Consider the following 20,406-nt stretch of genomic DNA (forward strand, 5'->3'; position numbering starts at 1 on the left):
CGCCATGCAAAGCGTGGTCATTGAACAGCCCGGCCTGCTGGCTATCCAGCAGCGCCCCCTGCCGCAACCGGCGGCCAACGAAGTGCGGGTAAAGGTTAAATTTGCCGGTATCTGTGGTTCTGATGTGCATATTTACCATGGGCATAACCCGTTCGCCCGCTACCCACGAGTGATCGGCCACGAGTTTTTTGGCGTGATTGATCAGGTCGGCAGCGATGTCAGCCCACAGCGGCTCGGTGAACGCGTCTCGGTCGATCCGGTTGTCAGTTGCGGCCATTGCTATCCTTGCTCTATCGGTCGTCCCAACGTCTGCACGGAGCTGCAGGTGATCGGTGTGCATCGCGACGGCGGCTTCAGTGACTACGCCTGTGCCCCAGCGCGCAATGCCTACCCTATTCCGGACAGCATCAGCGATCGCCACGCCGCCATGGTCGAACCCTTCACCATTGCCGCCAATATCACCGCCCATCTGCAGCCCAACGCCGATGATATCGCGTTGATCTACGGGGCCGGGCCGATGGGATTAACGGTGATCCAAACGCTGAAAGGCGTCTACGGCGTGAAACAGGTGATCGTCACCGATCGCATCCATGAACGACTGGTGATGGCACAGGAAAACGGCGCCGACTGGACATTCAATAATGCCGAAGCGTCATTGCCTGCCGAGCTGGAACGGCGCGGTATTCGCCCGACGTTGATCGTCGACGCCGCCTGCCATCCGGCCATTTTGCAAGAGGCGATCAATCTTGCCTCTCCAGCAGCGCGCATCGGCATCATGGGGTTCTCCGGCGATGCCTGCACCATTACCCAACAAAGCATCACCAGTAAAGAGCTGTCGATTTTCTCCTCACGTCTTAACAGTGCACGCTTCCCGCAGGTTATCGATTGGATGGCCAGCGGGAAAATCGACCCGCAGAAACTCATTACTCACTGCGTGCCAGCCAACGAGGTTGAACAGGCGATGCTGATGTTCGAAAAAGATCAGCGCACCTGCTGCAAGGTGTTGCTGCAATTTGACTGATTGATTTACCAGGGCTGAGGGCGGCAGGAAAGCGCCCTCTACAACCATGAAACTTCGCGATTAAAACAACATTAAGTGGAGTGCATTTATGTTTAAAAACCTGCGTTGGACCATCGTATTCCTGCTGTTTATGGTTTACATGATCAACTACCTCGACCGCGTCGCGCTGTCGATCACCGTACCTATGATCGAAAAGGATCTGATGTTGAATGCCGAGCAGTTCGGCATCATCTTTGGCAGCTTCTTCTTCGGTTACGCCATCTTTAACTTTATCGGCGGGCTGGCGGTAGACAAGTTCGGCCCGACGTTGGTACTCGGCATCGCCGTCGGTCTGTGGTCTATCTTCTGTGGCATGACGGCATTAGCCACCGGCTTCTATTCCATGCTGATCCTGCGCGTGCTGTTCGGCATGGCCGAAGGGCCGATCTGCGCCTCCGCCAATAAAATGATCAACGGCTGGTTCCCGAAGAAACAGGCGGCGACCGCGATGGGCCTGCTCAGTGCCGGTTCCCCTTTGGGTGGTGCCGTGGCCGGGCCGATCGTCGGCTACCTGGCGTTGGCGTTCGGCTGGCGGCCGGCGTTTATGATCATCTGCTCGATCGGCATCGTCTGGATGCTGGTGTGGTTCTTCGTGGTGGCGGATAACCCGGCGAAAAGCAAACGCGTCAGCGATAAGGAACTGGCGCTGATTAACCAGATGAAGGAAGAGACCCACAGCGCCGAAGAAGAGCTGAGCAACGCCGCACACGGCCTGGGCTACTACCTGAAACAACCCATCATCCTGGTCACCGCGTTCGCCTTCTTCTGCTACAACTATATTCTGTTCTTCTTCCTGAGCTGGTTCCCGTCTTACCTGGTGCAGGCGCATAACCTGAACATCAAGGAAATGAGCCTCACCACCATGATCCCGTGGATTGTCGGCTTTGTCGGGTTGGCGCTCGGTGGCTATATCTCCGACAAGATTTTCAATATCACCGGCAAGCTGTTGCTGTCACGCAAGATTGTGCTGGTCACCAGCCTGCTGGCGGCGGCTGTCTGCGTGGCGCTGGCAGGTACCGTCAGCAGCGTGGTACCGGCGGTGATGCTGATGTCGGTGTCGATCTTCTTCCTGTACATCACCGGCGCGATTTACTGGGCGATAATCCAGGACGTGGTGCATAAATCCCGGGTCGGTGGCGCCAGCGGCTTTATCCACCTGGTCGGCAGCGTTTCCGGCATCATTGGCCCGGTGGTGACCGGCTACATTGTGCAAAACACCGGCAAGTTCGACAGCGCCTTTATGCTGGCGGGTGGCGTGGCCGCGCTCGGGGCGGTGCTGGTACTGCTGGTGATCAAAGCGCCACGCAATAGCGTGCAACCGCAAATCTCAAAACCCTAACGCATCCGGGGTGGCAAATGTCGCCCCGTTTTCTGCCCCCACTTTCAGGAACTCCAGCATGACACTTTCCAGCAACAGCCTGCTGCCGACGGCAGTTGCGCAACCGGGTTACTCACGCGAAAGGATTAAACCGCGCATCGTGCACCTTGGCTTTGGCGCGTTTTTTCGTGCGCATCAGGCGGTTTACGCCGAAAAACTGGCTAACGAGCACGCCAGCGACTGGGGTTACTGCGTAATCAGCATGCACAACGGCCGGCAAAAAATCGCCGACCTGCAGCAGCAGAATTTGTTGTATACGGTCGCCGAAATGGACAACGACGGCTGGCACGGCCAGGTGATCGGCGTTGTCAGGCAGGCGTTACACCTGCAGGTTGATGGACTGGAAGCCGTGCTCGAGGCCATGGCGCAGCCGGAGGTTGCCATCGTTTCGCTGACCATCAGTGAAAAAGGCTACTGTTACCAGCCTGCCAGCGGCCAGTTACTGGCGGAACATCCTGATATCCAGCATGACATCGCCCACCCGCTGCACCCGCAATCTGCCCCTGGTCTGATCCTGGCCGCACTGCGGAGGCGTAGGCAACGAGGGCTGCCGGCGTTTGCCGTGATGTCCTGCGACAACATGCCGGCCAACGGTCAGGTGACCCGCAACGTGCTCAGCCAGTTGGCTCAGCGGCAGGATGCGGAACTGGCCACCTGGGTCGAACAACAGGTCGCGTTTCCATCAACCATGGTTGACCGCATTGTCCCGGCTGTCACGGCGGAAACACGGCAACACATCGAGGCTTTACTCGGTGGCATCGCCGATCCGGTTGCCGTCGCCTGTGAGCCCTTCCGCCAATGGGTGATCGAAGATAACTTTCCGCAGGGACGTCCGGCATGGGAAAAGACCGGTGCCGAACTGGTCAGCGACGTGCTGCCCTACGAAGAAATGAAGCTGCGGATGCTCAACGGCAGCCATTCGTTTCTCGCTTATCTGGGTTATCTGGCCGGCTATACGCATATCAGCGACTGCATGCAGGACGAAGGTTTCGTTAATGCCGCACGGCACCTGATGCTGGCAGAGCAGGCACCGACGCTGCAGGTCCACGACCTGGATTTGTCGCAATACGCAGACTCACTCCTGGCCCGTTACCGCAATGCCGCGCTAAAGCACCGAACCTGGCAGATCGCCATGGACGGCACGCAGAAACTGCCGCAGCGCATGCTGGACGCCATTCGCTGGCATCTGGCGCACGGCAGCGATTTCAGCTGTCTGGCTTTAGGCGTCGCCGGTTGGATGCGCTACGTCGGTGGCAAGGATGAACAGGGCCGGACGATTGAGATCAGCGATCCCTTAAGTGAACGCCTCGCCGATTTGGTCGGCAACAGCCACGAAGGCCCGCAGCGGGTGCTGGCGCTGCTGCAGCTTGATACGGTGTTTGGCCACGATCTTCCTGATAACCCACGATTCGTCAGTGCCGTAACTGATGCCTATCTGGCGCTGCTGGCGCAGGGTGCCAAAGAGAGTGTGGCCAGATTACTGCCAGTTTGATCTGTATAAAACGCTGGGTGAATCCACTCAGCGTTAGGTTGCTGCATTAGGAATTATCCGCCGCGGCAGCAAGATAATCTGCTAGTATGGTGGCATCCAAATCCAAGCCAAATGACCGATCGTCACCATGTCTGAATCCTACAATCTCACTAATAGCCTCCCGGTTAATCAGCAGATCTACCGTTTCCTGCGTAAGGATATCGTCGACTGCACCATTCCCCCCGGCACGCTGTTGTCAGAGAAAGAGATCTCCACCCGCTTTAGCGTTTCTCGCCAACCGGTGCGCGAAGCCTTTATCAAGCTGGCGGAGGCCGGATTGGTGCAGATCTTGCCGCAGCGCGGGACTTTCGTGATGAAGATTTCCGCCAAACGGGTGGCCGACGGACGCTTTATCCGTCAGGCGGTAGAATGCGCAATTGTGCGCCGTGCGGCAGAACGCATCACCCAGGAACAGCTGATGACGCTGGAGCATAATTTGCACCGTCAGGAGCTGGCGGCGCAGAACAAGCAGACGCGTGAATTCCTGGTGTTGGACGATGAATTTCATCAGTTGCTCACCCAGTTTGCCGAATGCCCGTTAGCCTGGGAAACCATAGAAACCATCAAGGCCACCATGGACCGGGTGCGTTTTCTCAGCCTGAGCGAAGTATCACCGCCGGAAAGCCTGCTGCAGCAGCATTACCGCATTTTTGCCGCGCTGAAAGCGCAGGATGCCGATGCCGCCGAGCGTGCCATCCATGAGCACCTGCAAGAGATGATCTACTCCATTACCCCCATATCTTTGCAAAATACCGAGTGGTTCGACGCCGAATAGTCAAGCACCGACCTTCCAGGGGGCGATCGTCCCCCGCTATTTGGCTTTGCAAATGGCATTTCCTCTCAATCGCATCTATTGTTTCTCCTTGCCATCAGGATTTCATTACTATCGTTTTTACAGCTTCAATCACTGCTTTTTACTACGCGGGCAACCATTCATACCCTACTGTTTTTTGCTGCCGGTGTATTAGGAAGCTAATCAGGAGTTAATCATGACTGATATTGCGCAGTTGTTAGGAAAGGAAGCGGAAGACCTGTTGCAACACCGCTGTACCACCATCCCTGCTGAAAATCTGTACCTGCCGGGCGCCGACTTTGTCGACCGGATCATGATCGATAACAACCGACCCAACACTGTCCTGCGTTCGATGCAAAGCCTGCTTAACCACGGCCGTCTGGCCGGCACCGGTTACCTGTCGATTCTGCCGGTTGACCAGGGGATTGAGCACTCCGCCGGCGCATCTTTCGCCGCTAACCCGCTGTACTTTGATCCGAAAAATATCGTCGAACTGGCCATTGAAGCCGGCTGTAACTGCGTCGCCTCCACTTACGGCGTGCTGGCTTCGGTATCACGCCGCTATGCTCACAAAATCCCGTTTCTGGTCAAACTGAACCATAACGAAACCCTGAGCTATCCGACCCAATATGACCAAACCCTGTATGCCAGCGTCGAGCAGGCCTTCAATATGGGCGCGGTCGCGGTCGGCGCTACCATTTACTTTGGTTCCGAGCAGTCACGCCGCCAAATTGAGGAAATCTCAAGCGCCTTCGAGCGCGCCCACGAACTGGGCATGGTTACCGTGCTGTGGGCCTATCTGCGTAACCCGGCATTTAACAAAGACGGGGTCGATTACCATTCCAGTGCCGATCTCACCGGCCAGGCCAACCATATTGCCGCCACCATCGGTGCCGATATCGTTAAGCAGAAAATGGCGGAAAACAACGGCGGTTACCGCGCGGTGAAATTCGGCTACACCGACGATCGCGTCTACAGCAAACTGACCACCGACCACCCGATCGATCTGGTTCGTTACCAGCTGGCCAACTGCTATATGGGCCGCGCCGGGTTGATCAACTCTGGCGGAGCCGCCGGTGAAAACGATCTGCAGGAATCGGTGCGCACCGCGGTCATCAACAAGCGTGCAGGCGGTATGGGGCTGATTCTGGGGCGTAAAGCGTTCAAGAAATCAATGAAAGAAGGTGTCGCGCTGATCAACGCCGTTCAAGACACCTATCTGGATAAGAAAGTTACCATCGCCTGATCCCGTCACTAGCAAAACCTGTTACCCCCAGCCCGGTTCGCCGGGCTTTTTTATGCCCTTAATCTGCTCCTCCCCTCCGCTTAGCCTGATGGCCACCTCGCTTTTACCTTATTTTTCTTTCATAATTAACTTTCACAATAAAATATTTATCTTTCAAACTGTGATCTATTTAAAACAAATAAATCCATAAAGTGATTAGTGTAAGGCCCATGGCGACAGAGCCACCGTTCGCTCCAGGCCATACCTTCCATCTCAGGAGAACAATAATGATTGAGCTAATCACCCACGGCGCCGAATGGTTTATCGGCCTGTTTCAGAAAGGTGGTGAAGTGTTTGTCGGCATGGTGACCGGCATTTTACCTTTGTTAATCAGCCTGTTGGTCATTATGAACGCGCTGATCAAATTTGTTGGCCAGGAACGTATCGAACGCTTGGCGCAGCGCTGCGCGGGGAACCCGGTTTCACGCTATCTGCTGCTGCCGCTGATCGGCACCTTTGTGTTTTGCAACCCGATGACTCTCAGCCTCGGCCGTTTTATGCCAGAGAAATACAAACCCAGCTACTACGCGGCGGCGTCCTATAGCTGTCACTCGATGAATGGCCTGTTCCCGCATATCAACCCCGGCGAACTGTTCGTTTACCTCGGTATCGCCAGCGGGCTGACTACCCTCGGCCTGCCGCTGGGGCCGCTGGCGGTGAGTTATTTTCTGGTTGGCCTGTTTACCAACTTTTTCCGCGGTTGGGTAACCGATCTCACCACCAGCCTGTTCGAACGCAAGATGGGCATCCGCCTGGACCGTCAGGTACAACTTTAATCCGTGGAGTTCAGCATGAGTGCTTTTATCCGTATTGAGAAAGGCGATAGCGGCTGGGGTGGCCCGTTGCAGTTACCGATCGAGCCGGGGAAAAAAGTGGTGTACATCACTGCCGGTACTCGCCCGTCGATCGTCGACCGGCTTAGCGAACTGACCGGCTGGCTGGCCGTCGATGGCTTTAAGGAAGGCGAACCACCGGCGGAAGAGATTGGCGTGATGGTCATTGACTGTGGCGGCACCCTGCGCTGCGGTCTGTACCCCAAACGCCGTATTCCGACGGTCAATATCCACGCTACCGGTCAATCCGGCCCGCTGGCGAAATTTATCCTCGAGGATATTTACGTCTCCGGGGTACGCGACAGCAACATCAGCCGGGTTGAATCGGCAACAGAGACGGCGCAAGCGGCCCCCGCCCCGCAACCCAAGGGACGGGATTATGACACCAGCAAAAAAATCACTGAACAGAGCGACGGCCTGTTGGCGAAAGTCGGCATGGGCATGGGTTCGGTGGTGGCGGTGTTCTTCCAGTCTGGCCGCGACACCATCGACACGGTACTGAAAACCATTCTGCCGTTTATGGCGTTCGTCTCGGCGCTGATCGGCATCATCATGGCCTCCGGCCTGGGGGATTTTATTGCCCACGGCCTGACGCCATTGGCCAGCAGCCCGATTGGCCTGGTAACGCTGGCGCTGATTTGTTCCTTCCCGCTGCTGTCGCCGTTCCTCGGCCCTGGCGCGGTGATCGCTCAGGTGATCGGCGTACTGGTCGGGGTTCAGATTGGCCTGGGTCATATTCCACCCCAGTTGGCGCTGCCCGCGCTATTCGCGATTAACGCGCAGGCCGCCTGCGACTTTATCCCGGTGGGCCTATCTCTGGCGGAAGCCAAACAGGACACGGTGCGGGTCGGCGTGCCTTCGGTTCTGGTCGGACGTTTCCTGACCGGCGCACCTACGGTGCTGATCGCCTGGGCCGCCTCGGCCTTCATCTACCAATAACTTTTACTGCCAGGGGCTAGCTATGAACACCATTTTCCAAACCACCATCACCCAGATTGGCGACAGTGCTCGCGAGGCGCTGCTGGACGACATGCTGATCACCTTCCGTGAAGGCGCACCGGCAGACATCGAAGAGTTTTGCTTCATCCATCGGCACGGCAATACCCTCGGCGAACTGCAGGCAGGCGGCTGGATGGAGTTGGCGGAGCAGCGTTATCCCATTACCGCCGTTGGCGACGTCGCCAGCCAAAACCTGCGTGAACTGGGCCACCTTACCGTGCGTTTCGACGGAGAAAGTCAGGCCGAATTTCCCGGTTCTATCCACGTGGCCGGTACCACGCCGGTTGATATCCCGTTAGGCAGTACGCTGAAATTTATCGCATAAGGAGTAGACCATGTCTGAAGTAGCTGTAGTGATTGGCGGAGGCCAAACATTAGGTGCATTTTTGTGCCTGGGACTGGCGCAGGCGGGTTACCGCGTGGCGGTAGCCGATTTAAACGCGGATAACGCCCACCAGGTGGCGCAGCAGATTAACCACCAATACGGCGCCGGCATCGCGCAGGGTTTCCAGGCCGATGCCACCGATGAACAAAGCGTCATTGCCCTGGCGGCTGCGGTGGATAGCAAATTTGGCCAGGCCAATCTGTTGGTGTACAGCGCAGGTATCGCCAAGGCCGCACCGATCACCGATTTTCCATTAGGGGATTTTGATCGCTCGCTGCAGGTCAATCTGGTGGGATATTTTCTCTGTGCCCGCGAATTTTCCCGCCTGATGATCCGTGACGGCCTTGCCGGACGCATCATTCAGATCAACTCCAAGTCCGGCAAGGTCGGCAGCAAACACAACTCGGGCTACAGCGCCGCCAAGTTCGGCGGGGTCGGGCTGACCCAGTCACTGGCGCTCGATCTGGCGGAATACGGTATTACCGTGCATTCGCTGATGCTCGGCAACCTGCTGAAGTCGCCAATGTTCCAGTCGCTACTGCCGCAATACGCACAAAAACTGGGGATCGCGCCGGATGAAGTTGAAAAATACTACACCGACAAGGTGCCGCTAAAACGCGGTTGCGACTACCAGGACGTGCTGAATACCCTGCTGTTTTACGCCAGCGACAAGGCGTCTTATTGCACGGGGCAGTCGATCAACATTACCGGCGGTCAGGTAATGTTCTGATTAGCGATACTTCCCTCTCCGTCCGGGGAGGGAAGATAAACAGGAGACACTATGACCCAGGCATTAATCATCTTCGCCGTACTGGCCTGGCTGCTGCAAATCGCGCTCGGTTGGTGGCAGCTCCAGCGTTTCAACCGAGCCTTCGACGGCCTGTGCCAATTGGGCAGCGTCGGTGTCGGACGTTCCGGTGGGCGCTTTCGGCCACGGGTGGTGCTGGCACTGGCCTTCGATACGGAACAACGAGTTTGCGGCAGCATGTTGATGCGTGGCCTGACCATTTTTGCCCAACCGCGGCCAATCGCCCGGTTGCATGGTCTGCACCAGAGAGACCTGAGCCCGGATGTGATCTTTCCCGAGGATCGCGCATGCCAGACAGCACTATCGTTAGCGATTGCCCCTAAATCATGATATTTTCACATTAAAAGACATTACCTTTCATATTGAATTATTCATTAAAGGGAAATGCTCAACTCTTGTGAACAGGACGGGCTATGAAACCAAAGCAGCGACAGGCCGCTATCCTTGAATATCTGCAGCGACATGGCAAAACGGCAGTGGATGCCCTGGCGGTACATTTCGCCACCACCGGCACCACCATTCGTAAAGATCTCACCCTCTTGGAAGACGAAGGTGAGGTGATCCGCACCTACGGCGGCGTAGTGCTCAGCCGCGACGATGGCGACCAGCCCATCGACCGGAAAACGCATATCAATACCGAAAAGAAACGCCAGATCGCCTACGCCGCCATCAAGTTGATCAACGACGGTGATTCACTGATATTCGATGCCGGCAGTACGGTACTGCAAATGGTCCCGCATCTGGCGCAGTTCAATAACATCACGGTAATGACCAACAGCCTGCACATCGTCAATGCGCTGGTGGAGCTGGATAACGACCAGACCATCCTGATGCCCGGCGGCACTTATCGCAAAAAATCGGCGTCCTTCCACGGCAGTCTGGCGGAGTCGGCTTTCCAGCAGTTCAGCTTTGATAAGCTGTTTATCGGCGCAGACGGCGTGGATCTCAATGCCGGTGTCACCACCTTTAACGAAGTGCATAACGTCAGCAAGGCGATGTGCGAAGCCGCCAGCCGCATTATCCTGCTGGTGGACTCGTCAAAATTCGGCCGCAAAAGCCCCAATGTGGTTTGCGATCTGAGCGCCGTCGATACGCTGATCACCGATAAAAACATCAACCCGGATTATCTCGCCGCGCTGCAAGCGAAAGGCATCAATATCCTTCTGGTAGGAGATTCTGATGAGTAATAGTGCCGCCCTGCTGGCCTTTGCCCGCGAAACGCTGGAAATTGAGCTGGCCGAAGCACAACGCCTGCTGGCACGACTGGACGACAATTTCGTCTGTGCCTGCGAACTGCTGCTGAACTGCCGCGGCAAGGCGGTGATTTCCGGCATCGGTAAATCCGGCCATATCGGTAAAAAAATTGCCGCCTCGCTGGCCAGTACCGGCACCCCGTCATTCTTCGTGCACCCGGCGGAAGCGCTGCACGGCGATCTCGGCATGATCGGTGCCGACGACGTGGTGGTGTTCATCTCCTACTCTGGCCGTGCCAAAGAGCTGGATCTGATCCTGCCGCTGCTGGCGGAAAATAACATCCCGGTGATCGCCATTACCGGCGGCAAAGAGTCACCGCTGGCCCAGGCGGCGGCCTGCATGCTGGACATCAGCGTAGAGCGTGAGGCTTGCCCGATGGGGCTGGCGCCAACCTCCAGCGCGGTCAATACGCTGATGATGGGTGACGCACTGGCAATGGCGCTGATGCGTCAACGCGGTTTCAACGCCGAAGACTTTGCTCGTTCGCATCCGGGCGGCAGCCTGGGCGCACGCCTGCTGAACCGGGTACATCACCTGATGCGCACCGGCGATCGCCTGCCGCAGGTCAGCGAAAGCGCCAACGTAATGGAAGCGATGCTGGAACTGAGCCGTACCGGGTTGGGGCTGGTGCCAGTGTGCGACGCACAGCAAAAAGTGGTGGGGGTGTTTACCGACGGCGACCTGCGTCGCTGGTTGGTGAAAGGCAATAGCCTGCAGGATGCGTTAAGCCCGGCGATCACCCGCCCCGGCTACCGTTTACCGGAACAATGGCGCGCCGGAGAAGCACTGGAAGCGTTGCACGAACAACACATCAGCGCTGCGCCGGTGGTCAATCTTGAGGGGGTGTTGGTGGGTGCCATCAACCTGCACGACCTGCATCAGGCCGGTATCGGCTGACCCATTAACTAATGCTGCCCGTTTGTCCCCTCTCCTTTGGGAGAGGGGCTTCTAATCCGCTTATTTCCAGTCCGGATTATTCTCGAACTGTTGCTTCAACAGCGCCTTCATATCGTCGTTCGGTTTACCCAACCACTGATATTTAGCGTATTTCTTCGGATGATCAATCGCTTCCGGCTTATTCGCCACCTCGACGCGTACCGCCCAGGCCTGCGACTTGTCTTCTTTAAACGCCACCATCATAAAGTTGTTGGCGCAGTCGTGGGGTTTACAGATATTACCCACCAGATAGTTTTGCCCCTTCCAGCTCAGGCTTTGCGCCGGGGTCGAAGTCCCCACCCCTTTGCGTGCCCAACCAGGCAAGCGGGCCTGCCCCTTCACCATATTCTGCCAACTGCTCTGATAGCCAGGCTGCTGGATCACATCAGAAGTCGTGACGATCTGCTGGGCAAAGCCCCCCACGCTGAAGCTGAGCAACGCGCCGAAGATGGCGCCGCGAAGTGCGTTTTGTCCTGTCATGGCCTTCTCCCTTGATAAAATTTAATCGCACCCGGCCAATACCGGGCCTGGATCTAGTCAGACCACAAGGGTAGCAAAAAGTTGGCTCACCACCAGGCGTGAAAATGATGCACCGGCCCGATACCGTGCCCCACTTCCAGCGTATCGGCCTGCTGCAAGGCTTTTTGCAGATAATCCTTGGCGGCAGCCACCGTGCCTGCCCAGTCGTCGTGACGCGGACGCAGGGCGGCCAATGCGGCAGACAGCGTGCAGCCGGTGCCATGCGTATGGCGGGTCGCTACGCGCGGTGCAGTAAAGCGTTGCTCCAGTCCCGCACTGAACAGCCAGTCCGGGCTTTCACTTTCGCTAAGATGGCCGCCCTTCATCAATACCGCCTGGCAACCCATCGCCAACAGTGCTCGCCCCTGCTCACGCATCTGGCGTTCATTTTCCGCCGGGGCGCATTCCAGCAGAGCCGCCGCTTCCGGCAGGTTCGGCGTGATGATCGACACCAGCGGCAACAGCTCGCAGCGAATCGATTCCACCGCCTCCGGCGCCAGCAGAGGATCGCCGCTTTTCGCCAGCATCACCGTATCCAGTACCACAAACGACGGCTGATAGTGACGTAAACGCTCCGCGACCGCCTGCACAATATCGGCGTTGGCCAACATGCCAATTTTGGTGCTGTCGATACGCAGGTCGCTGAACACGGAATCAAGCTGGGCAGCGACAAAAGCCGGTTCGATGTTATACACCGACTGCACGCCGCGGGTATTTTGCGCCACCAGCGCGGTGATTACCGAGGCACCGTAGGCCCCCAGCGCGGAGAAGGCTTTCAGGTCGGCCTGGATGCCGGCCCCCCCGCTCGGATCGGTGCCGGCGATGGTCAACGCGTTAATCCGTTTCATTGCAGATCCTCCGGACGCAGTTGGTACAGAGCGTCGAGGAATGCCGGGGTAAAACTGCCCGGCCCGGCGGCGCGGCGCGTGGCCATCTCACCGCAAAGTGACATCACCCGGCAGGCAGTCGCCACGTTGTCCAACCGATCGCCCGGCAGGCTGCAAAATGCCGCCACCACGGCCGAAAGTGCGCAACCGGTACCCACCACTCGCGTCATCAGCACGTCGCCCCCGGCGACCGCCCAGTCACACTGGCCGTCGGTGATGTAATCCACCACGCCGGTCACCGCCACCACGGCCCCACTGTTTCGTGCCAATTCGCGCGCCGCCGGTAACGCCGCCAGTGAATCGTCAGCGCTGTCGACGCCGCGCCCACTCGCCTGCAGGCCACTCAGCGCCATGATTTCAGAAGCATTGCCGCGGATTGCCGCCGGCTTTTCGCCCAGTAAACGTTGGGCAAAGGCGGTGCGATACGCCAGCCCACCGACGGCGACCGGATCCAGCGTCCAGGGTGTGCCTGCCGCATTGGCAACTTCTATCGCCGCCAGCATGGATTCGGCGCGTGATGCATTGAGAGTGCCGATATTGACCAGCAAGGCATCCGCCAGCCGGCTGAACTGTGCCGCTTCGGTCGGCTCAACCACCATCGCCGGGGAAGCACCGAGCGCCAGCAACACGTTAGCCGTCAGCTCCTGCACCACTTCGTTGGTCAGGCAGTGAATCAATGGGGATTGGCGTTTAAATTGGGTTAAACAGGCCGCGGCGCGGGCGCCGGGTAAAACATCAGGTCGAGCGAGCATATTCCTCCCAACCGGCGTTCAAGAAGGCGGGTACCGGTTGGGGCACCGAGACTTCCCTACGCTGGCATAATCCAGATCAGGTAATACGGGTAAAATCTCAGCCCCTAGAGGCACCCCGAGTCAGACGGCCATTATTGGGGTTGCCGTCGGTGAGGTCAATCGCGCTATAGTGACAAAAAATAAAAAGGAGCCGCCATGCGAATAAGAAAATACCAAGAGGCCGATCGTCCCTTCCTGCGCACCCTGTATCTGGCATCGCGCAAGGCGGCGTTTCCCTGGCGTGATACCGAAGATTACCGACTGGAAGATTTCGATCGCTCAACGCTGGGTGAGGACATTTGGGTGGCGGAAGAAAAGGGCAAGCGGCTGGGGTTCGTCTCGATTTATCGTCAGGATAACTTTATTCACAATCTGTATGTCGACCCTCAGCTACCGCCTCTTGGCGTCGGTAGCGCCCTGCTGCAGGCGGCGGAGCAAACCTTCACTGCCACCGGCTCGCTGAAATGCCTGGTGAAGAATGAGAAGGCGCTGGCCTTTTACCACAAACACGGTTGGCGGACGATCGCTACCGGCAATGACGGCGCGGAAGACTATTACCTGATGCACTCGCCGACAAAGTAAAGGGGCGCCGTGCTGTGGCGCCCCCTTTCATGAACCCCTGGTCAGACGGCAGAAACCGCCGGGGTCAATTTGCCGCGTGCGCGGATATTTCTAACCAGTAGCCCCGACACGATGATCCCGGCACAGGCAAACATGCCCATCAGGCCAAAGACAATCTTGTAGCCGGTTAACCCTGGGAAGGCATCGAGAATGTGGCCGTACAGGCTGAAGCAAAACATCGCCGGGGCATAGCCGATAAAACTACCCAACGCCATCGCCGCACCGGTATGTTCCTCATCAATCCCCGCCTCACCGATCGGGGCGAAGAACACCGCGCGTTGGGTAAAGACCACCGCCCCAAATCCCAGCGTACAGGCCATGCCCAAATACACCGGCATTTGCTCATGTGGCAACAGAATCAATAATGCCAGCGCAATGGCGCTGATAATAAAGGTGTAGAATAAATACTTGCTCGGGGATTTTAATACTTTATCCGCGATCAAACCGCCAATCGGCCCACCCACCATCTTTAGGCAATACTGATTAATAATCCCATAGGCACCCACCAGCGCAATCGGCAATGCATAGACATGGCTCAGGAAAGGAATAAAGAACGTCAGCCCGCAATAGACGGCATATACACAGAAAACGCTGAAGGCAATCAGCCAAACCGTTTTATTTTTTAATACGCTGCTCATCCCCGGTTTTTTATCGGCCGGCGCTTCGCTCTTAGAGGCTGTTTTTTCCTCCGGGCTTTCTTTCATTACCAACAGAATAATAATCCCTACGATAATCGCGATCGCCGAATAAAACAGTATCCCAACCTTGAAGCCAAGATAACCGCTGCCAAACGCGGTAAACAGTGCTAACGCAGAAAACGCCACAACGGTATCCACCACGCCGCGTCCGGTTTCGAAAAAGCCGAACAGCCGCCCCTGTTGAGTGCTGTTCCCCAGCATACTCACCGATTTGAGCAGCACCGGCCAGTTCAGCATGTCACAGGTGACCCCAAACAACGCCCAGACAAACAGAATGCCCCAGTAGCCCGGCATGCTGGACAGATAAATACCGAGCAAGCCGGTGGCGATCAGTGAAAACGACATGGTAAAGCGGCGCGGCAGACGGTCGGAGAAATAAATCGACAAGAAGAAGCCAATGGTGGTCACAATCGAGTTGACCGACATGGCGTTACCAATTTCCCCGTTACTCAGGTGAAAGTATTCTTGCATCGGCACATAAAACGCATCCTTAAGGGAGGGTAATTTATATATTGTCCCGCCACATAAGACCAACAAGCTAAATAGTGCCCATCTTTTTTTAGTCAGCATAATCCCCTCACAGCCATTAGATAATAAGCGGTGTTGTTACCTCAGTGACGGGACGAGTGTTTCTCCACATCATTGAGAATGTGTTATTTATAAATTTATTTATTATATTATGCCGGGGTTAGCAGCTCCCGGGCTTGCTTTATCAAACTGTCAGTAATGGTGCGAACATGGTGAATTTGATTTAATGCATCCTGAACCTCTTTTTTAAGCCGTTCCTCCAGCCCATGTTCCGGTAACGCGGTTTCACTCATCTCCCGCCATGGAATATGCGGGTTATCACCCTCTCCGTTAAAACGAAATGGCGGCGCGTAATAATCCACCTCTTCTTCCAGCCCATAAGCAGTAACCTGCGGCCGCTCTTCGCCCAGGCAAATTAGCCCCAGCAACAATTCCCGGAAGGGCAAATCCCCCTGCCCGGAAATACAGGCCCGGTGCCCCATTCCCTGATCTTCACGCACGATCAGTGCGTCCTTGATATGTACCTGGGTAATATCTTCAGCCATTACCGCCAATGCCGTCAGCGGCTCTTCATTGGCGTTGATCATGTTGGCGAAATCAAATAACAGGGAAAGCTGCGGGAAATCTGCCGCCCGAACCAGGCTAACCAGTTCATGACTTTTAAGATCCTCGTGCTGCTCCAAAGTAAAGCTCAGACCGCTGTGCTGATAACGCTGCTTGATGTACTGAATATCTTCGGCAATGCGCGCCAACACTTGCTGCAATACCCCCTGATAGCGCGGATAGAAGCGCACCGAACTGGCACCGGATTTAAGGGCAATGTTCACCGCCTGATCGATGGTCTGCGAGTCGGAAGCGCTGGTTTCGATATGGATATCCAACCCATAGCGCTGTGCCTGCTCACCAAAGTTGCGAAGGCGGGCATCATCGGCGTAGCAAAGCGCCTGACTTTCCCCATCCAATACATGCACTTTCACGCCGCGCAGTTGCTGCTGATGAGCAATGGTCAGCAGATCCTCAGGCAGGATTTTCTCCATGCGCATATTGAGATGAAAGGCGTAGGCATGCAGATAAAGCGGCAAATTCTGCGCCCGCAGAAGAACTTTCTCCGCCGTTAAGCGATCCATGGTGTTCACCTATAAGTTAATGAAAAAATCCACCGACTCGAAACGCCAGTATTCGATATCCACCTGCACGATACGGCGCTGGGCATCGGCACGATGCTTCTCTACCAGTATCGACGGCGTGCTGGCGTTGCCGCCCATCACCTTGCAGGCATCACCGGACAATCGGGTCGGTTTAAAAGCCAAATGATGGGTGCGAGTCGCGGTTCCGTAGGCGTTTTCCCATACATCGGCAAACGAGTTCTCACCCAGGCGTTCGATGAAGTCGGGTGCCACCAGCGGACTGATAAAGGTTTCGTGATAAAACACGATGTGATTGTCCAGCGCTCCCCAGCCACAGATTTTGTAGATCGCTGCCCCTTCACTAAGCTGCAGTAAATCGCAAATGGCCGCCGGTGCCGTCAAAACCCGCTCCTTGGTCATATAACCCCAAGAGGGAGAACGGCCCTGCTCAATGGCCGCCTGTTTGAAGCTGGTAGACGAATTGGGGTTGTAGTTAAAGCGTGGCAATGCTGCAAACCAACCCCGACGATCCTTACGGAATATCCTCGACTCACTTTCCAGGAACAGCAGTGCCTGACGCAGCGTCATGCGTTTAATGTTCAGCAATTCCCCCAGCTCTCGCTCCGAAGGAAGCTTGTCGCCGGGGGCTATTGCGCCCTGACTCAGCCAGTCATTAAGCCTTTGCTTGGCCAGTTCAACGGTAGAGTTGTTTTCCATAGCTCACTTTATTGGTTTAAACCAGATTGCATAACAGTATCGCGGTGAATTATGACAAACAATGGGGGTACTGAATTTTATATGTGACTCCTGTCCCAGAACCGAAAGGATGCCGCTAATGCGCCGCATCTGAGGCTGGCATGGCACGCAGCGTCAGCCCCCAGAACAACAAGGCCGCCAGGCTGACGCTCGCCCCCAGCCAACACACGCCGTACCAGCCCGCCAGAGCGAATACGTGGGTACTGGCAAAGGCACCCAGCCCGCTACCCACCGCGTAGAACAGCATGTAGCAGCCGACTAACCGGCTATGAGCCTGCGGATGGGCGCTGAAAATCAGACTCTGATTCAACACGTGAATGGCCTGTCCGGCCAGATCGAGCAGCACAATGCCCATAATCAACCATCCCAGCCCGTAACTCAGCAGGCCGAGCGGCAACCAGGCCAGCACCAACAGCAACAGACAGATACCGGTTGCCAACTGCCCCAGACCGCGATCGGCCAGATGTCCGGCACGAACCGCCGCCAGCGCACCCACCGCCCCCACCAGACCAAAGGCACCAATCACCGAATGTGAAAAATTAAACGGCGCCTGACTGAGTGGCAGAACCAGGGCACTCCAGAAAATGCTGAATGCCGCAAACATCAGCAGTGCCAGCATGCCGCGGATCTGCAGCGTGCGATCGCGCCACAGCAACGTCAGCATTGATCGCAACAGCGCCGGATAACTGAGTGTTGAAGGCGCTGTGTGCGGGACGGGCAACAGACGCGCGAGCACCGGCAACAGGAGCAGAGTTACCGCCGCAGAGAAAAAGTAAACCGCGCGCCAGCCACCGATATCCGCCATTGCGCCGGAAAGCGTGCGCGCCAATAACAACCCGAGAACCACACCGCCTTGCGCGGCGCCCACTACCCGTCCCCGCTCATGCGGCGCTGCCAATGTAGCGGCGAAGGCGACCAATCCCTGGGTCATGGCGGTACCCAGTAACCCCACCAGCAGCATGCCGACCAGTAATAACAGGCTGCTGTTCGCCCAACCGACCACACAAAGTGCGGTAATCAGCAGCAGTTGCTGAACCGCCAGCAGCCGGTGACGATTAACCCGATCGCCCAACGGCACCACCAGCAACAATGCCAATGCGCAGCCTAACTGAGTGACGGTGATCACCATGCCCACCGACGCCAGGCTGATATGAAAATCCTGAGCAATGGCGTCCAGTAAAGGTTGTGCGTAATACACATTCGCCACGCTAAAGGCACTGGCTCCCGCCAGCAATAACACCAGCGACGCAGGCAGGCGACTCAGCGCTCCGCCCTGCGCGGCACAAATCGGATCCAGCGTTTTATCACTCATCGTTCGCTCCAAAGTGGTTTCATTATTAAACCCAATGAACTTTACGCACGGAGGTTTTATAATGCAACCAGATATCGCTACAGGAACGAAATGCCATGAAACGTAAAAGTCTGGAAGATGCACAGTGCCCGGTGGCACGTACGCTGGATGTGATTGGTGACTGGTGGTCGCTGCTGATTGTGCGCGATGCCTTCGACGGCGTGCGCCGCTTCAGTGAGTTTCAAAAGGGACTGGGGATGGCGAAGAATATCCTCTCCACCCGGCTACGCACCCTGGTGGCGCACGGCATTTTGGAGATTGCCCCCGCTTCGGACGGCAGTGCCTATCAGGAATATATTCTCACCGACAAGGGGCGCGCCCTGTTCCCGGTTATCGTCGGCCTGCGCCAGTGGGGGGAGGATTATCTGTTTGACGCGCAAGAGGCAAGATCAACGCTGGTAGAAAGCGACACCCGCCAACCGATCCCGCGCATGACGCCGACCGGCAGCACCGGGCAGGTTCTTACGCCGCTGAATACTTTGGTGGTGAAGGTCGACGGGGCCTGACGGATCCTTGGACGGGTGCATGCAGGGCTATTAGTGGCCGAAAAGCAGCTCGGTGTATTTCCTGGAAACGGCGCCGGTGCGTTTACCGCCTTCGCCGTAGTAGCGATCCTCGCGGCACAGTCGCTCTTTGACATCGCAGAAAATGCCATTGGCAAAGGTGAATTCGGTCGGGTCGAACTCACCTTGCGAAGACAGTTTGCTGGCGACTTTCTTGCCGAGATACTTTTCGGTCAATGGGCGGGAAATGCCATCGGTACCATTCGCACAGACATAACGGTCGCACAACACGCCTGATGCCGGTGACTTGAGGGATGAGTTTTGCTTCGCCTGTGCAGGCATCACGGATGCGGCAAGCAGCAGGGTCAGTGAGAACGAAAGTGCTATTTTATTCAATGAGTCAGCCTCGTTTAATGGCAGAGCGCCCGTTATTTGGAGCACTATACTGCCATGAAAAACAGGCCTTTGACGATGTGCAATTTTAAGCAATCTTCGCAATGCCCCCCGGGTAATGTATAGTCCGCGTTTTACGGGGACACCATGCCAACACAATCATCCATTCGCCTGAATAAATACATTAGCGACAGCGGTATCTGTTCCCGCCGTCAGGCCGATCGCTACATCAAACTGGGTAAGGTTTTTATCAACGATAACCTGGCCGAGGTGGGTGCGCCGGTATTTATTGGGGATGTTGTGAGTGTTAACGGGCAACGGATAGAGCCGCGTAATGATGCAGATTTGGTGCTGATCGCGCTGAATAAACCCGTGGGCATCATCACCAGCATGGGTAAACACGTGCCGAACAACATCGGTGATTTCGTTAACCACAGCCAGCGCACCTTCCCCGTCGGCCGCCTGGATAAAGACTCTCAGGGGCTGATTTTTCTGACCAACCGCGGGGAACTGGTCAATAAAATCCTGCGCGCCGGCAACAATCACCAAAAAGAGTACCTGGTCACCGTCGACAAACCGCTGACCGATGAGTTTATTCAGGGCATGGGCGCGGGCGTGCCGATATTGGGCAAAGTGACCCATAAATGCCAGGTGGCGCAGGAAACTGCGCAGGTGTTTCGCATTACGCTGGTGCAGGGGCTTAACCGCCAAATCCGCCGTATGTGCAAATACTTTGGCTATCAAGTCACCAAACTTGAGCGCGTGCGCATTATGAACATCAGTCTGGAAGGGTTAGCGCTGGGCGAATGGCGGGACTTGAGCGAGGATGAACGAACCGAGTTATTTAAGCTGCTTGAGCACTCTTCGTCCGAGGACCCAGACCTGCCACAGAGAGACGAGATACCGCCAGGAAACAATAATCTGTTACCCAACGATACCCCGTTATAACAAAACCGAATTTATCAAGAAA

23 protein-coding genes and 1 riboswitch are annotated in these 20,406 nt (G+C 56.4%); of the genes, 15 read left to right on the top strand and 8 right to left on the bottom strand.

Annotated elements, in window-relative coordinates; translation table 11 throughout:
* Positions 1–4 precede the first annotated feature (4 nt).
* From ACNT1W_RS20245 to gutQ, 12 genes are all read left to right on the top strand, one after another.
* The gene (locus tag ACNT1W_RS20245) at positions 5–1,021 is read left to right on the top strand and encodes a Zn-dependent oxidoreductase (RefSeq protein ID WP_218217470.1); all 1,017 of its coding nucleotides are present in this window, start codon (positions 5–7) and stop codon (positions 1,019–1,021) included.
* Positions 1,022–1,109: 88 nt separating this feature from the next.
* Complete coding sequence (locus tag ACNT1W_RS20250) at positions 1,110–2,399, top strand: MFS transporter (RefSeq protein WP_012146274.1); 1,290 nt, start codon at positions 1,110–1,112, stop codon at positions 2,397–2,399.
* Between the two features lie 58 nt (positions 2,400–2,457).
* Positions 2,458–3,930, top strand: coding sequence for a mannitol dehydrogenase family protein (locus ACNT1W_RS20255; protein ID WP_419246065.1), 1,473 nt, complete (start codon positions 2,458–2,460; stop codon positions 3,928–3,930).
* A gap of 127 nt (positions 3,931–4,057) precedes the next feature.
* Positions 4,058–4,744 carry a GntR family transcriptional regulator gene (locus ACNT1W_RS20260; RefSeq protein WP_012146276.1) on the top strand — a complete coding sequence of 229 codons (687 nt, stop codon included), beginning with the start codon at positions 4,058–4,060 and terminating at the stop codon, positions 4,742–4,744.
* A 214-nt stretch (positions 4,745–4,958) separates the two neighbouring features.
* The gene (gene fbaB / locus ACNT1W_RS20265; protein ID WP_012146277.1) at positions 4,959–6,008 is read left to right on the top strand and encodes a class I fructose-bisphosphate aldolase; all 1,050 of its coding nucleotides are present in this window, start codon (positions 4,959–4,961) and stop codon (positions 6,006–6,008) included.
* A 266-nt stretch (positions 6,009–6,274) separates the two neighbouring features.
* Entirely contained in the window at positions 6,275–6,823 is a 549-nt protein-coding gene (locus tag ACNT1W_RS20270; protein ID WP_004941528.1) for a PTS glucitol/sorbitol transporter subunit IIC, read from the top strand.
* A 15-nt stretch (positions 6,824–6,838) separates the two neighbouring features.
* Positions 6,839–7,819 carry a PTS glucitol/sorbitol transporter subunit IIB gene (locus ACNT1W_RS20275; RefSeq protein ID WP_419246066.1) on the top strand — a complete coding sequence of 327 codons (981 nt, stop codon included), beginning with the start codon at positions 6,839–6,841 and terminating at the stop codon, positions 7,817–7,819.
* Positions 7,820–7,841: 22 nt separating this feature from the next.
* Entirely contained in the window at positions 7,842–8,204 is a 363-nt protein-coding gene (gene srlB / locus ACNT1W_RS20280; RefSeq protein ID WP_012146279.1) for a PTS glucitol/sorbitol transporter subunit IIA, read from the top strand.
* Positions 8,205–8,214: 10 nt separating this feature from the next.
* Positions 8,215–8,994: a sorbitol-6-phosphate dehydrogenase gene (gene srlD / locus ACNT1W_RS20285; protein WP_017893656.1), complete on the top strand. Its 780-nt coding sequence runs from the start codon at positions 8,215–8,217 to the stop codon at positions 8,992–8,994.
* Between the two features lie 51 nt (positions 8,995–9,045).
* Complete coding sequence (gutM, locus tag ACNT1W_RS20290) at positions 9,046–9,402, top strand: transcriptional regulator GutM (RefSeq protein WP_071593037.1); 357 nt, start codon at positions 9,046–9,048, stop codon at positions 9,400–9,402.
* An 83-nt stretch (positions 9,403–9,485) separates the two neighbouring features.
* On the top strand, positions 9,486–10,259 hold the full coding sequence (gene srlR / locus ACNT1W_RS20295; RefSeq protein WP_012146282.1) for a glucitol operon DNA-binding transcriptional repressor SrlR: 774 nt from the start codon (positions 9,486–9,488) through the stop codon (positions 10,257–10,259).
* Positions 10,252–11,223, top strand: coding sequence for an arabinose-5-phosphate isomerase GutQ (gene gutQ, locus ACNT1W_RS20300; protein ID WP_017893658.1), 972 nt, complete (start codon positions 10,252–10,254; stop codon positions 11,221–11,223). The genes srlR and gutQ overlap by 8 nt, the downstream gene beginning before the upstream one ends.
* 60 nt (positions 11,224–11,283) lie before the next feature.
* On the opposite strand, the gene ACNT1W_RS20305 is transcribed toward gutQ, so the two are convergent.
* The 3 genes from ACNT1W_RS20305 to thiM form a co-directional block, all read right to left on the bottom strand.
* Positions 11,284–11,742, bottom strand: a complete 459-nt coding sequence (locus ACNT1W_RS20305; RefSeq protein ID WP_012146284.1) for an inhibitor of vertebrate lysozyme family protein — start codon at positions 11,740–11,742, stop codon at positions 11,284–11,286.
* 86 nt (positions 11,743–11,828) lie between these two features.
* The gene (thiD, locus tag ACNT1W_RS20310) at positions 11,829–12,629 is read right to left on the bottom strand and encodes a bifunctional hydroxymethylpyrimidine kinase/phosphomethylpyrimidine kinase (protein ID WP_112364030.1); all 801 of its coding nucleotides are present in this window, start codon (positions 12,627–12,629) and stop codon (positions 11,829–11,831) included.
* Positions 12,626–13,420 carry a hydroxyethylthiazole kinase gene (gene thiM, locus ACNT1W_RS20315; protein WP_419246067.1) on the bottom strand — a complete coding sequence of 265 codons (795 nt, stop codon included), beginning with the start codon at positions 13,418–13,420 and terminating at the stop codon, positions 12,626–12,628. Before thiM ends, thiD begins: the two co-directional genes overlap by 4 nt.
* 36 nt (positions 13,421–13,456) lie before the next feature.
* A riboswitch (TPP riboswitch) is annotated at positions 13,457–13,548 on the bottom strand.
* Positions 13,549–13,615: 67 nt separating this feature from the next.
* Here thiM and ACNT1W_RS20320 point away from each other — a divergent pair.
* Entirely contained in the window at positions 13,616–14,041 is a 426-nt protein-coding gene (locus ACNT1W_RS20320) for a GNAT family N-acetyltransferase (protein WP_419246068.1), read from the top strand.
* A 41-nt stretch (positions 14,042–14,082) separates the two neighbouring features.
* Here ACNT1W_RS20320 and ACNT1W_RS20325 read toward each other — a convergent pair whose 3' ends face one another.
* The 4 genes from ACNT1W_RS20325 to ACNT1W_RS20340 all read right to left on the bottom strand — a co-directional run bounded on the left by ACNT1W_RS20325 (position 14,083) and on the right by ACNT1W_RS20340 (position 18,501).
* Complete coding sequence (locus ACNT1W_RS20325; RefSeq protein WP_419246069.1) at positions 14,083–15,348, bottom strand: MFS transporter; 1,266 nt, start codon at positions 15,346–15,348, stop codon at positions 14,083–14,085.
* A gap of 107 nt (positions 15,349–15,455) precedes the next feature.
* Positions 15,456–16,433: a sugar phosphate isomerase/epimerase family protein gene (locus ACNT1W_RS20330; protein ID WP_419246070.1), complete on the bottom strand. Its 978-nt coding sequence runs from the start codon at positions 16,431–16,433 to the stop codon at positions 15,456–15,458.
* Between the two features lie 9 nt (positions 16,434–16,442).
* Complete coding sequence (locus ACNT1W_RS20335) at positions 16,443–17,150, bottom strand: GntR family transcriptional regulator (RefSeq protein WP_419246071.1); 708 nt, start codon at positions 17,148–17,150, stop codon at positions 16,443–16,445.
* A gap of 115 nt (positions 17,151–17,265) precedes the next feature.
* Positions 17,266–18,501: an MFS transporter gene (locus tag ACNT1W_RS20340; RefSeq protein WP_126501805.1), complete on the bottom strand. Its 1,236-nt coding sequence runs from the start codon at positions 18,499–18,501 to the stop codon at positions 17,266–17,268.
* A gap of 95 nt (positions 18,502–18,596) precedes the next feature.
* On the opposite strand from ACNT1W_RS20340, the gene ACNT1W_RS20345 reads away from it, so the two are divergent.
* Positions 18,597–19,046: a winged helix-turn-helix transcriptional regulator gene (locus tag ACNT1W_RS20345; RefSeq protein ID WP_261097718.1), complete on the top strand. Its 450-nt coding sequence runs from the start codon at positions 18,597–18,599 to the stop codon at positions 19,044–19,046.
* Between the two features lie 30 nt (positions 19,047–19,076).
* Here the strand turns inward: ACNT1W_RS20345 and ACNT1W_RS20350 are convergent, their stop codons facing one another.
* On the bottom strand, positions 19,077–19,385 hold the full coding sequence (locus tag ACNT1W_RS20350) for a YcgJ family protein (protein WP_012146293.1): 309 nt from the start codon (positions 19,383–19,385) through the stop codon (positions 19,077–19,079).
* 198 nt (positions 19,386–19,583) lie between these two features.
* On the opposite strand from ACNT1W_RS20350, the gene rluF reads away from it, so the two are divergent.
* On the top strand, positions 19,584–20,384 hold the full coding sequence (rluF, locus tag ACNT1W_RS20355) for a 23S rRNA pseudouridine(2604) synthase RluF (protein WP_419246072.1): 801 nt from the start codon (positions 19,584–19,586) through the stop codon (positions 20,382–20,384).
* Positions 20,385–20,406 lie beyond the last annotated feature (22 nt).

Origin of the sequence: Serratia sp. NFX21 (assembly GCF_048517035.1) — a bacterium.
In the GTDB taxonomy this organism is placed as follows: domain Bacteria; phylum Pseudomonadota; class Gammaproteobacteria; order Enterobacterales; family Enterobacteriaceae; genus Serratia; species Serratia quinivorans.